Origin of the sequence: Sporosarcina sp. P29, assembly GCF_002743265.1 — a bacterium.
Lineage (GTDB): Bacteria > Bacillota > Bacilli > Bacillales_A > Planococcaceae > Sporosarcina.
The window spans coordinates 1-12798 of sequence record NZ_PDYX01000038.1 but is presented as its reverse complement, the minus strand read 5'-3'; the positions used below and the strand labels follow the sequence as shown (position 1 = coordinate 12798).

The window sequence follows — 12798 nt, the reverse complement described above, 5'->3', positions numbered from 1 at the left end:
GGAACTGCCATTCACACTATCTAACGAAGGCGCCTGCTGTGGTAGGCGTAGCGAGGAGACAAAGACAGGCGAACTTCCTGTCTCTGGCTCCTCGCGAAAGCCATCCACCAGCGCCGTAGTGGGGACAATGGACTCGCCACTTACATAGACAGCTAAACCACAACCTCCCGATCAAAGATGAAACAGAAAAAATGCATGCAAGAACCGCAACTCAATGCCGCTAATTACGCACAATTAACAGAAACGTAATCCGTGTTCACTTACGCACTAATGCTTTTAACAACAACTATATGAACTGCCCTACACCCAATCTAACGAAGGCGCCTGCTGTGGTAGGCGTAGCGAGGAGACAAAGACAGGCGAACTTCCTGTCTCTGGCTCCTCGCGAAAGCCATCCACCAGCGCCGAAGTGGGGACAATGAATTCTCCACTTACATAGGCAGCTAAACCACAACCTCCTGATTAAATAGGAAAAGAAAACGCACGTGCTAGAACCACAATCCAATGCTGCTTATTACGCACAATTAACAGAAACGTAATCCAACAGCACTTTCACGATTAAAAATACCTACCCGAACTGCCGTACACACAATCCAACGAAGGCGCCTGCTGTGGTAGGCGTAGCGAAGAGACAAAGACAGGCAAACTTTCCTGTCTCTAGCTCCTCGCGAAAGCCATCCACCAACGCCGCTTCTTACGCACTCTTAACAGAAACGTAATCGAACACGCATGTTGCCCTACGCACTCTATATCGATTTTTAAAACTCCAACACTAAACCTATAGCCAAATAAAAAAACTGAAGATCCTCCCACATGTGTAGGAATGACCTTCAGCGTAACGCGTAACTTCAGTTCTGATAATCAAGAGCTGCAGCAGCCAATGTTTTAGCCGCTGCGATCATAGCTTTTTCGTCTATATCGAAACGTGGGTGATGATGTGGGTAAGCATCTGTTGGCTTCGCACCTGTGAAGAAGAATGTGCCTGGAACTTTTTCCAGGTAATAAGCGAAGTCTTCTCCACCCATTTGCGGTTGCATTTCTTCTACACCTTTTAGTTCCGTAATCGATTCAGCCACAGTTTTTAAATAGTTCGTTTCTTTTTCATGATTGACCACTGCCGGATATCCACGGTAGTATTTTACAGTGATTTCGCAATCGTGGGAAAGGGCGGCACCTTCAGCTATACGCTTTATTTCTTGTTCCATTAAGTTGCGTACATCATTGGTAAATGTGCGAACTGTTCCGCCTAGAACGGCTTGGTCGGCGATGACGTTAAAGGCGTTATCTGCGACGAATGAGCCGACTGATAGAACAGCGGATTCGATTGGATCGACGCGTCTCGAAACGACTTGTTGTAAGTTCATTACCAGCTGTGAACCGATGACGATTGCGTCTTTCGTTTGATGTGGAGAAGCGCCATGTCCGCCAGCACCTTGAATGGTAATATGGAAGCGGTCCGCTGCAGCCATAATTGGGCCAGATGCGTAATAGATGACACCTGATTCGAATAAAGACCATAAGTGTGTGCCGAAAATAACGTCAACACCTTCTAAACAGCCGTCTTCGATCATTGCCATGGCGCCACCTGGAGCTAATTCTTCCGCATGTTGATGGATAAATACATATTCACCAGTAAGTTCATCGCGCATTTCGTTCATAGCTTTTGCCAGTTGAAGGAGCGTTGCGGTATGGCCGTCGTGTCCACATGCGTGCATGACGCCAGGTACAGTGGAAGCGTACGGTGTATCTTTTTGATCTTGAATTGGCAATGCGTCAAAGTCTGCTCGCAAAGCAACTGTTTTTCCTGGCTTTGCACCTTTGATTCTTGCGACGACACCATTGCCGCCTACTCCAGTGCGTACGTCCACACCAAGTTGTTTATAAAAATCAGCGATATAGGCAGCGGTTTTCGTTTCTTTAAACGAAACTTCCGGGTTCATATGCAAATAGCGGCGAATCTCTACCATATCGTCATAAGATTGTTCGAGTTTCTGAAATAATCGTTCTCTCATTTTAAAACCCCTTTCAAATAGACAAATAAGTCAATCAACTCGTTCAGTATAGCAAGCGGTCAACCACATCGCAAACTGCGAGTTTCGAAATTACAGGGAATTGAAATGAATTAAAACAGTGTGGAAATGACTAGTTAGATCACTTTCAACATAAAAAAAGAAGGTCTGACGTCGAAACGTCAAACCTCTTCAGTAGGTGTTTTATAATGTGTGGTGTATGGAGCGCTTGTGAAGATATGTTGTGAAGCACCGCCGGCATCCTTGAAAACCGTTTTATCGGATAATTGGTTACCAGGGGAGTTATACCAGATCTCATACAAACGGCGTTCTGTCCATTGTGTTAACAATGTATACGTATCTGAGCCGATAGGACGCAATAAGCGGAATGCTACGAAACCGGGCATGTTTTGCAGTTTTTCACCCAGTTGCTTGTACTGATGTTCGAAAATAGGTTTCCCTTCATCTGTTACTGCAACGTTATCCATTGCAAAGAATCCAGGTTCTGACAGGTTGCCATAAGAACCTACTACTTCAAACTTTCTTGGTGTTTGGAACACGCTCTTGCCGTTCGTCTCATGTAGCAACAGCGTACTGCCACCACCATTCATCAAAAGTATTGGTTCATCGGTGTGCTGATCTCTGATTTTCTCCATAAAACCTAATGTTCCAGTTGTCATATAAATATTCATATAAAATTCCTCCTTTGGCAAGTAACAATCGTCTGTGCTTCATTTACTTAAAAGCACTCTTTACCAGTGTATGATTCTACATGTAGTAATTCCCTTAATTCTCTTGAATCAAACACTTATTGCAAGCAAGTTAGGAATGATTGTCTAAAGCATGGCAGAAGTGTGAGTTGTCCTAGCACAAAATTATGACAAAGGCGCAATTCACTATACATTGACTTGTCAACGGTTTATCATGAGAACGTATATGAGTTACGTGAAAGAAATAAAAAATATGGAAAGAGGTATCTCTGAATATGTCAACTTTTAATGATACGTTATTACGCGCTGCGAGAGGCGAGGAAATCGATCACACGCCCGTTTGGTTTATGCGTCAAGCAGGACGTTCACAGCCGGAATATCTTAAAATCAAAGAGAAATACTCCTTGGAAGAAATTACGCATCAGCCTGAATTATGTGCGTATGTAACAAAACTTCCAGTAGATCAATATGATGTAGATGCAGCCATTTTATATAAAGATATCGTTACACCACTTGTTGGCATCGGAGTGGACGTAAAGATTAAATCAGGCGTAGGTCCTGTTATCTCAAATCCAATTCGTTCTGCACAAGACATCGCCAACTTAGGTGAATTTTCAGCAGAAGAGCAAGTTCCTTACGTTTTGGACACGATAAAAATGCTGACACAAGAGCAATTGAATGTTCCACTGATTGGTTTTGCAGGCGCACCGTTTACACTTGCGAGCTATATGATCGAAGGCGGTCCTTCAAAGAGCTATAACCTGACAAAGTCGTTCATGGTATCTGAGCCACAAGCTTGGTTCGCATTGATGGATAAGTTAGCTGATATGACGATTAGTTATATTACAGCACAAGTTAACGCAGGTGTGAAAGCTGTACAAATATTTGATTCTTGGGTAGGCGCATTGAATGTTTCGGATTACCGAATCTTCATTAAACCTACAATGACTCGTATTTTCACGGAACTACGTAAATTGAATGTTCCATTGATTACATTCGGAGTCGGCGCAAGCCACTTGGCGAATGAATGGCATGATCTGCCAGTCGATGTAGTCGGACTGGATTGGCGCTTGTCTATAAAAGAAGCGGGCGAACGCGGTCTGACAAAACCATTGCAAGGGAACTTGGATCCATCCATGTTACTGGCAGACTGGTCCGTCATCGAAGAACGTGCAAAAGTTATTGTTGAACAAGGTGTAGAGCATGGTAGCCATATCTTTAACTTAGGCCACGGTGTATTCCCTGACGTAAAACCGGCAACATTGAAACGCTTAACAGCTTTCGTACATGAATATAGTAAAGAATTACGTTCGAAATAACAATCCAACCATGAGGTGAAAATGATGACGAAAAAGAAAATGGGCTTACTCGTTATGGCGTACGGAACACCAAACTCCTATGACGATCTATTACCGTATTACACGCATATCCGTAGAGGCCGTCCGCCGGCTCCGGAACAAGTAGAAGATCTTCGCAATCGCTATGAAGCAATCGGAGGCATTTCACCACTTGCGCGGATTACGGATGACCAAGCGAACGCACTAGGCGCACGTTTGAATGAAGCACAAGACGAAATTGAATTCAAAGTATATGTTGGTTTGAAGCATATTGCACCGTTCGTCGAAGATGCTATACAAGAAATGCATGAAGACGGTATTACAGAAGCCGCATCCATTGTCTTGGCTCCACATTTCTCTACGTTCTCCGTTAAATCATACAACGGTCGCGCGAAAGAGGAAGCGGACAAGCACGGAATCACACTTACTTCAGTTGAAAGCTGGTACAAGCAACCGAAATTCATCGAGTACTGGGCGAACCAATTGCGTCAAACATATGGTGCGATGGACGAGAAAGAAATTGAGAATACGTGCTTGATCGTATCAGCTCACTCGTTACCAGAAAAGATTCTAGCTAACGGTGACCCATACGCTGATCAGTTAAAAGAAACAGCTGAAATGATCACACAAGCAGCAGGCGTAAAAACTTACGCACTCGGTTGGCAAAGTGAAGGGCAAACGCCGGATCCTTGGTTAGGTCCGGACGTACAAGATCTAACACGTGAACTGTTTGAAACGAAAGGATATACATCATTCGTTTACACACCAGTTGGTTTCGTGTCAGATCACTTGGAAGTTCTGTACGATAACGACTACGAGTGTAAAGTAGTCTGTGACGATATTGGCGCAGCGTATCATAGACCTGCGATGCCGAACACCGATCCTTTATTCATTGATGCAATGGCAGATGCTGTAATGGATCAGTTACACGCAACAAAATGAATTCAATTGGATCGGAGTGAAAAAGGACATGAGTGAACGAAAAAGAGTAGTCATTATCGGCGGCGGCATCACGGGTCTCGCTGCAGCGTACTATTTGCAAAAAGATGCCCGTGAACAAGGACTTCCCATAGACATCATCATGATTGAAGCGTCAACAGAACTAGGTGGAAAAATCCAAACCGTCCGTCGAGACGGCTATGTAATCGAACGCGGTCCCGACTCCTTTTTGATCCGTAAAAAAAGTGTAGACCAATTAGCGACTGAACTGGGAATAGAAGATCAACTTGTTCGCAACGCAACAGGGCAAGCCTATATCTTTCTGCATAATCAGATGCATAAAATCCCAGCAGGAGCTGTCATGGGTGTACCGACTGAAATTAAACCATTCGTAACATCCGGTTTATTCAGTTTGAGCGGTAAAATACGTGCGGCAGGTGACTTCGTATTACCACGTTCTGAAGTGACCGGAGATCAGTCACTCGGTAAGTTTTTCCGTCGTCGCTTCGGTACAGAAGTGGTAGAAAATCTAATCGAGCCACTATTGTCGGGGGTTTATGCCGGTGATATCGATCATATGAGCTTGGAATCAACGTTCCCACAGTTCTATGAAGTGGAAAAAAATCACCGTAGCTTAATTTTAGGAATGAGGAAGACCACTCCTAAACAGTTGCCGCAAAAGAATAGTCATAGTTCGAAGAAAATGGGTGCTTTCCATACATTTAAAAATGGTTTGGATTCATTGATTGAAGCATTGGAAGAGCAATTGACTGATGTCGATGTGATGAAAGGTACGCGTGTCACCAATATAATGAAACAAGACGATCATGCTGTGCTGACGTTGAATGATCAGCGGAAAATCGTAGCAGATGCAGTTATTCTATCAACGAGCCACACGGTTGCGAGTCGTTTATTTGAACCGCATGGTCTGTTGAAAGAACTCGGAACGATTCCAATGACATCTGTCGCAACTGTCGCACTAGGTTACCCGAAAACTGCGATGAAGAGCGATATCGATGGAACAGGGTTCTTAGTACCACGTAGCAGTAATCATTCGATAACCGCCTGTACACTCGTCGACCGTAAATGGCCGACGACAACGCCAGACGATAAAGTGATGGTGCGTGCATTCGTCGGACGTGTTGGGGAAGAAGCGATTGTCGACTTACCAGATGCTGAGATTGAGAAGATCGTTCGCAAAGACTTGGGAGAAATTCTCAAGCTCGAAGGTGAACCGGATTTCTGTATTATCACACGCTGGAAAGAGGATCGACCGCAATACCGCGTAGGCCATAAAGAAAAGGTTTTACGTGCGCGGGAAGAAATACAATCAGCGTTCCCGATGGTCGAGCTCGCTGGTGCCTCGTATAATGGAGTCGGTTTGCCCGACTGTATCGATCAAGGCGTCGCTGCGAAAGATCAAGTGCTGGCGAAGCTGTTTAAATAATAGGAAAAAATCCGTACAACCATCGTTGTACGGATTTTTTTATGTTGTATGGTAAGTGGATTTGAATGATAGGCACGGTTCTGGCATAATGCGCGAATTGCTCAAGCTATGTATGTATTTAGGCAGAAAAAAAGCGAATATAGGAATATTCGCCGAATGAAAGTTTTGTTTTATTTTACGTTGCAATGATTACATTGATTAGAGTAACACTCATGTTGCTCTTCAATTTCAGTTCCACAAGTCGCACAAACCTTCGCCGGCAAGTTCTTGAAAAATTCAACGATGCTTTCTACCATATTAATCAATCCCCCTTTGTTTGTTGTATAACTCTTTGGTATATACACATTGTATTATAACAGATGCCGAAAGTCAACAATTCATTTAACTATCTGTTAAAATGGAATCAAGCCTTTTGTGACGCGCTTTCAAGCTGTTTTAGAGGTTCTGAATTGAGAGAATTAACAGAAAATAATTGTGACAATTTTGTGAGGAGAGAAGAAAATATGAAATTTATCGATAATCAAGGCGTTACGGACCCACGTATTAACCTAGCGATTGAGGAGTATGTACTCAATACGATGGACGTAGACAAAGATTCGTATTTACTGTTCTATATCAATGAACCTTCTATCATCATTGGGAAAAACCAAAATACAGTAGAAGAGATCAATACAGAGTTTGTCGATCGTCAAGGCATACACGTAGTACGTAGACTGTCTGGTGGCGGTGCGGTGTATCATGATAAAGGAAACTTGAACTTTAGTTTCATTACGAAAGACGATGGAGAATCGTTCCGTAATTTCAAGAAGTTCACAGAGCCTGTAACAGATGCGCTGGCCAAAATGGGTGTTAAAGCGGAATTGCTTGGCCGTAATGACATTTTGATTGATGGTCGCAAAATTTCAGGGAATGCACAGTTTGCGACAAAGGATCGGATGTTTAGCCACGGCACGTTATTGTTTGATACAGATATGGAAGGTGTCGTGAATTCACTTAAAGTGAAGAAAGACAAAATCGAGTCAAAAGGGATCAAGTCGATTCGCAGTCGTGTCGCGAATATTTCCGAGTTCTTGGAAGAGCCTATATCCATTGAACAGTTTAGACAGGAAATCTTGAACTCGATGTTCGATGGGGAAGAAAATATTGAGTATCGTGTGTTGACGGATGAAGACTGGACGAAAATCCGTGAATTGTCTGCGGAGCGCTATGGTAACTGGGAGTGGAATTACGGTCGTTCACCGAAGTTCAACTTGCAGCAATCGAAACGTTTCCCTGTCGGTGGCATTGATGTTCGCTTGCAAGTGGAAAAAGGCAGTATAGAAAACGTTAATATCTACGGGGACTTTTTCGGTGTTGGGGAAGTGCAAGAAATCGAAAATCGTTTAGTAGGTGTGAAATACGAACGCCAGGCGATCACGGAAGCACTCGAGTCAATGGACGTAGAGAAAATCCTTGGTGGTATTAAGCTGGAAGAATTTGTGGATGTCATCTATTAAGGAACAGCGCATGTCTTGCGGGGCATGCGTTTTTTTGTATACGAGCATTCATTTATGTGTACTGTGAAATGCGTTATACTGAACATAACGAGAAAGTGAGGGATTACGGTGAAGCATCGAATTTTTATTGTAGAAGATGATTTGAAAATTGCTCAATTGCTAGCGGGAACGCTTGAAAAATATCAATATGAAGTCGCGATCATTCAGGACTTTGACCGAGTCGTAGAAGAATGCAATGCGTATAATCCACATTTAGTGCTTTTAGATATCAACTTGCCGATTTATGACGGCTATTATTGGTGCCGTCAGTTACGTCAACATACAATGTGTCCTATTATTTTCATCTCGGCTCGTTCAGGTGATATGGATCAAGTGTTTGCGCTTGAAAATGGCGGAGATGATTTCATTACAAAGCCATTCCATTATGAAATTGTATTGGCGAAAATTAAAAGCCATTTGCGTCGATCATTTGGGGAATACTCACCAAGTCAGTCGGAGCGCGTGATTGTGTCAGGGGATCTGACGTTATATATAGAACGGATGACGTTGCAAAAAGGTAACGAAGAGATTCCGCTTCAGAAGAAAGAATGTGTCATTTTGGAGTTGCTGATGGGGGAGTCTCCGAAAGTGGTGTCGCGCGAAAGATTACTTGAAGAATTGTGGGATGATCAGTCATTCGTCGATGAAAATACGCTCAATGTCAATATGGCCCGAGTCCGCAAGAAATTGGCGGATTACGATGTGCAGTCTTGGATTGAGACGGTGCGCGGTGCGGGGTATCGCTTCATGCCGGAGTCGGAAGCCTGATGAAAGCATTCACGCTGTTCGTTAAAGAACATGTGCCGTTTATGCTGTTTCAAATCGGACTCGTCTCATTCATTCTACTATTGTTTTGGCTGGACGGCTTCCGCAACCCGAATACGGCGATCTATTCCGTCGCGATGAGTATTCTACTTACGGCGGGCTATTTGGGAGCGAAATACATCATGCGTCGTACGTATTATGCGAAAATCGTAGAAAAACCGAAACAGATGGAAGACGCGTTGATACGGCACGTCATGACGCCTGAACATAGAAAGACGATGGAATTCACGCGTGAGTTATATCGCCTATACCAGCATGAAGTACAGACATTATATAATAGACAAAATCGTCATTTGCATTTCATGAATCAATGGGTGCATCAAATGAAAACACCGATCTCGGTCATTAATTTATTATTGCAAGAAGATGAAATCGATAAGAAAAGTATCGAGCAGGAGGTAGGGCGCATCCAAAGTGGATTAGAAATCGTCCTCGTTAATGCACGGCTTGAAACGTTTGAAGAAGATATGCAAATTGAGCGACTATTGCTTAGGCAAGTGTTGCAAGAAGTGCTCAATGACAACAAACGACTCTTCATTGCGAACGGTTTGTTCCCTGTGCTGAACGTCGATGAACACTTAATGGTTGCGACCGATCGAAAGTGGATCAAGTTCATGCTCAATCAATTCATTACGAATGCAGTGAAATACACATTTGAAAAAGGGAAGAAAATTCATGTCAATGCAGTGCAGCTACAAGAAGGGCTGTGTCTGGAGATTGTCGATGAAGGAATAGGGATACCGGCATCCGACTTACACCGTGTGACGAAAGCTTTCTTCACTGGGGAAAATGGTAGGTTATCCGGAGAATCGACAGGCATGGGGCTGTATATCGCGTCCGAAGTCTGTGAGAAACTAGGCCATCAACTGACGATCTCCTCAAAACAAGGGCAAGGCACGACCATCGCATTATTATTTACAGACGGAGAGGCGGGTGAACAATCAGATGACTCAACCGGTCGTTAAGATGGAAGATGTAACGAAGATCTATGAAGGAAAAGTGATACATCGTGCGTTGAATCAATTGGACTTCGATGTGCAAGAAGGGGAATTCGTTGCCATTATGGGGCCGTCGGGTAGTGGTAAGACGACGCTATTGAATTTATTGATGGCGACCGATATTCCGACCTATGGCAAGATTGTCATTGGAGGCGTGGAACCGGAAAAGCTCAGTCAAAATGACATTGCTTTATTCCGCAGGCGGCAAATCGGTTTCGTCTTTCAGGAAATCAATTTACTGCAAATGTTGACGGTGGAAGAAAATCTTGTTTTGCCGTTAACTCTTGATGGATTACCCGTTGAAGAGATGAAGAGGCGCGTAGAAGATATGGCGCAAAAGCTGAATTTAGAAGATATTTTGGAGCGTCGACCGGATGAATTATCAGGTGGACAAGCACAGCGTACCGCGATAGGACGAGCGCTCATCCATCAGCCGAGCATTGTATTAGCGGATGAGCCGACAGGTAATTTGGATTCCAAATCAGCGAAAGATGTGCTGGAATTACTCGAACATATTAATCAGCATGAAAAGACGTCGATTATTATGGTGACGCACGACCCGATTGCGGCGAGCTATTGTGACCGCGTGCTGTTTATTAAAGACGGGGAGTTTTTCAATGAAATCTATAAAGACGAACGCCGGCATACATTTTTCCAACGGATCTTGAATGTGTTGTCATTACTTGGAGGTAATGTGAATGACATTTCGACAGTTCGCTTACCGTAACGTCCTTCGTAACCGCCGAGTCTATGCGGCATTCTTCATGGCGAGTGTATTTTCCGTCATGGTGTTTTTCCTTTATTCGATGTTGCTATTCCATCCTTCGATTGAAAACACTTTTCTAAAAGAGATTTCAGTACTCGGTATGGGAATAGCGGAAATTATTCTATTTATTTTCACGCTGTTTTTCTTGTTTTATTCGATGCGTGCATTTTTACAAGCGCGATCGAAAGAGTTCGGTGTGCTATTGCTTCTCGGAATGGCCAAGCGTCAGTTGCATCGACTCATTTTTATCGAGACGATGTTGCTCGGCTTCGCATCGATCATCAGTGGGATTTTCCTCGGCTTCATGTTTTCGAAGTTCTTCTTCATGATCGTCAAAGCCATTGTGCAAATTCCGGTATTACCGCTTTATTTATCATGGAAACCATTCGTGCTGACGATGGGTGCATTCCTTAGTTTATTTGCTATCATTTCATATATCGCACCCGTCTTCATTCAGCAAGGACAAGTATCGGATTTGTTAAATGGGGATATGGCTGTGCAGTCGGTGTATTCGTACTCGAAAAGCCGAGGGATCTTCGGAGTCGTGCTATTGTTGCTAGCCTACGCTATGGCGGCATTCGTCTCACGCTCGAGTATCATCAGTCTGTTCTTCCTGCTACCGCCACTCATCACATTCGGAACCTATTACTTTTTCACGGATACTTTACCGCTCGTCTTACATGCACTACGACGGCAAAAGAACATCTTCTGGCGGGACTTCTGGATGATCTCGATCTCGGAAAGCATCGTTCGTTTAAAAGAAAATGCCCGGATGTTCTTCATCGTGACAATCGTTTCGACGATCGCGTTTATGTCAGTCGGTATTCTGGCATCGTTAACGTCATTCGCTTCGCAATATCGTGAAGTGAATCCACTTGGGCTTATTTATAAAAGCTTGCCGCATAATGAATTCGAATATCCACATATCGCAAAATTGACCAATGAACTTGACCAAGAAGGCCTTGATTATTGGGCTGTGCGATTTCGTGTACTTGAACAGCAATCTTCATATACGAAGAATAAAGTCAATATCGTCAAGCTATCTGATCTGAATGAACTGGCCGCAACTTTCGGGGAAATGCCAATTTCATTACAAAGTGGACATGCGTTATTTTTACCGGCAACAGCAGCCGCGGCCAATCAGTTATCGACGGAAACTGTCAACACCGAACTGGCCGACAGTGGTGTCTCACTAGAGATCGAAGGCGTCTATCCGTATAAACTGTTTCCGCCGAACGCGCTTGGGCTCAATACGATTGTTGTGAACCATTTGGATTTCGACCGCATTGAAGAACAAGCTCATGCCGATGCGCTGGCGTTTAATTATTATGCGTTTAACGTAAGGGACTGGCAGGAGACGCGGGAAATCGGGTTGTCTATCCACGCCCAAGTGTTGGCGGGGCTGATGCTCGAACACCGCGATCCGGTGCGCTATGAGTTTGAAAATCCAGGATTGAATTACTCGCATATCCGTATGACGTTCTCGTTGCTATTGTTTATCGGGTTATTGCTCGCAGGTGTGTTTTTCCTCGCGTCCGGTAGTTTCATTTACTTCCGGTTGTATACGTCGCTGAGTCATGATCGCCGGCAGTATGCGGTGTTGCAGCGGATAGGGATGACGGATAGGGAGTTTACGAAGATCGTCAACCGGCAATTGATTCCGCAGTTTTTCTTCCCGTGGGGAGTGTCGTTTATCCACAGCGTGTTTGCGTTTATGTCGCTACAGGTCATTTGGGATGCGCTCGCTGAGATTTCGATTGTCAAGGAGCTGGCGCTCGTGCTTGCGGGCTTTGCGCTGATGCAGGTGTTCTATTTCTACTTGATCCGCTGGCGGTATATTTCACATATTAAGGCACCTACTTCTTAGGGAGGGGTGTCTTTTTTATGAGTGGAGAGTTACATCATGAGGACACGGGGGATTGAACTTATTTAAGCTCAAGTGTAAGTGGAGGGGGTAAGTAGGTGGGGATTGAAGCTCCAGCTGCCGGATGCTTTCCCATGGGCTCGGCTTGAGCCAAGCGAACAGCAAAGGGTTCGCTTGGCCGTATTTCTGTGTACTTTACAGAAATTAAGGCATCTGTCCAGGGTCTCAAGCTCTCGCTGATCCATCGGGAGCATTCCTGTTTGGTTAGTGGAACCCTATTGAAATAGAAAAGTCCCCTTGGTATGATTCGGGGTGTCAAGGCGTCGACGGCTTGACCCCTAATTATAACCAAGGAGGACTCACATGAA

The 12798-nt window shown here is 44.1% G+C and carries 11 protein-coding genes; 8 read left to right on the top strand and 3 right to left on the bottom strand.

The genetic code is table 11. From position 1 onward, the window contains the following. Window positions 1–848: 848 nt before the first annotated feature. Entirely contained in the window at window positions 849–2012 is a 1164-nt protein-coding gene (locus CSV68_RS16200) for a M20 family metallopeptidase (protein ID WP_099662641.1), read from the bottom strand. 179 nt (window positions 2013–2191) lie between these two features. Beyond that, window positions 2192–2701 carry an antibiotic biosynthesis monooxygenase family protein gene (locus CSV68_RS16195; protein ID WP_099635605.1) on the bottom strand — a complete coding sequence of 170 codons (510 nt, stop codon included), beginning with the start codon at window positions 2699–2701 and terminating at the stop codon, window positions 2192–2194. Window positions 2702–2994: 293 nt separating this feature from the next. Between CSV68_RS16195 and hemE the strand changes: the two genes are divergently transcribed. Genes hemE through hemY form a run of 3 tightly spaced genes read left to right on the top strand, consistent with a single transcriptional unit; the run spans window position 2995 to window position 6442 of the window. After that, window positions 2995–4038: a uroporphyrinogen decarboxylase gene (gene hemE / locus CSV68_RS16190; protein WP_099635606.1), complete on the top strand. Its 1044-nt coding sequence runs from the start codon at window positions 2995–2997 to the stop codon at window positions 4036–4038. A gap of 24 nt (window positions 4039–4062) precedes the next feature. Next, a complete protein-coding gene (gene hemH / locus CSV68_RS16185; RefSeq protein ID WP_099662640.1) occupies window positions 4063–4998 on the top strand; it encodes a ferrochelatase in 936 nt (311 codons plus the stop codon). Window positions 4999–5026: 28 nt separating this feature from the next. Then, window positions 5027–6442, top strand: coding sequence for a protoporphyrinogen oxidase (gene hemY, locus CSV68_RS16180; RefSeq protein WP_099635608.1), 1416 nt, complete (start codon window positions 5027–5029; stop codon window positions 6440–6442). Between the two features lie 170 nt (window positions 6443–6612). Here the strand turns inward: hemY and yhfH are convergent, their stop codons facing one another. Next, a complete protein-coding gene (yhfH, locus tag CSV68_RS16175) occupies window positions 6613–6738 on the bottom strand; it encodes a protein YhfH (RefSeq protein ID WP_083035173.1) in 126 nt (41 codons plus the stop codon). A gap of 207 nt (window positions 6739–6945) precedes the next feature. Between yhfH and lplA the strand changes: the two genes are divergently transcribed. The 5 genes from lplA to CSV68_RS16150 all read left to right on the top strand — a co-directional run bounded on the left by lplA (window position 6946) and on the right by CSV68_RS16150 (window position 12433). Beyond that, on the top strand, window positions 6946–7938 hold the full coding sequence (lplA, locus tag CSV68_RS16170; RefSeq protein WP_099635609.1) for a lipoate--protein ligase: 993 nt from the start codon (window positions 6946–6948) through the stop codon (window positions 7936–7938). A gap of 102 nt (window positions 7939–8040) precedes the next feature. After that, window positions 8041–8745, top strand: a complete 705-nt coding sequence (locus CSV68_RS16165) for a response regulator transcription factor (RefSeq protein ID WP_199168574.1) — start codon at window positions 8041–8043, stop codon at window positions 8743–8745. After that, window positions 8745–9767, top strand: a complete 1023-nt coding sequence (locus CSV68_RS16160; RefSeq protein WP_099662639.1) for a sensor histidine kinase — start codon at window positions 8745–8747, stop codon at window positions 9765–9767. Before CSV68_RS16165 ends, CSV68_RS16160 begins: the two co-directional genes overlap by 1 nt. Then, entirely contained in the window at window positions 9748–10527 is a 780-nt protein-coding gene (locus tag CSV68_RS16155) for an ABC transporter ATP-binding protein (RefSeq protein WP_099635612.1), read from the top strand. The genes CSV68_RS16160 and CSV68_RS16155 overlap by 20 nt, the downstream gene beginning before the upstream one ends. Continuing rightward, complete coding sequence (locus CSV68_RS16150; protein ID WP_099635613.1) at window positions 10499–12433, top strand: FtsX-like permease family protein; 1935 nt, start codon at window positions 10499–10501, stop codon at window positions 12431–12433. The genes CSV68_RS16155 and CSV68_RS16150 overlap by 29 nt, the downstream gene beginning before the upstream one ends. Window positions 12434–12798 lie beyond the last annotated feature (365 nt).

Excerpts from the sequence above, each read along its gene's own strand:
- CSV68_RS16160 (WP_099662639.1), top strand. The coding sequence starts at position 8,745 with ATGAAAGCATTCACGCTGTTCGTTAAAGAACATGTGCCGTTTATGCTG.
- hemH (WP_099662640.1), top strand. The coding sequence starts at position 4,063 with ATGACGAAAAAGAAAATGGGCTTACTCGTTATGGCGTACGGAACACCA.
- CSV68_RS16155 (WP_099635612.1), top strand. The coding sequence starts at position 9,748 with ATGACTCAACCGGTCGTTAAGATGGAAGATGTAACGAAGATCTATGAA.
- CSV68_RS16195 (WP_099635605.1), bottom strand. The coding sequence starts at position 2,701 with ATGAATATTTATATGACAACTGGAACATTAGGTTTTATGGAGAAAATC.
- hemY (WP_099635608.1), top strand. The coding sequence starts at position 5,027 with ATGAGTGAACGAAAAAGAGTAGTCATTATCGGCGGCGGCATCACGGGT.
- yhfH (WP_083035173.1), bottom strand. The coding sequence starts at position 6,738 with ATGGTAGAAAGCATCGTTGAATTTTTCAAGAACTTGCCGGCGAAGGTT.
- lplA (WP_099635609.1), top strand. The coding sequence starts at position 6,946 with ATGAAATTTATCGATAATCAAGGCGTTACGGACCCACGTATTAACCTA.
- CSV68_RS16150 (WP_099635613.1), top strand. The coding sequence starts at position 10,499 with ATGACATTTCGACAGTTCGCTTACCGTAACGTCCTTCGTAACCGCCGA.
- CSV68_RS16200 (WP_099662641.1), bottom strand. The coding sequence starts at position 2,012 with ATGAGAGAACGATTATTTCAGAAACTCGAACAATCTTATGACGATATG.
- hemE (WP_099635606.1), top strand. The coding sequence starts at position 2,995 with ATGTCAACTTTTAATGATACGTTATTACGCGCTGCGAGAGGCGAGGAA.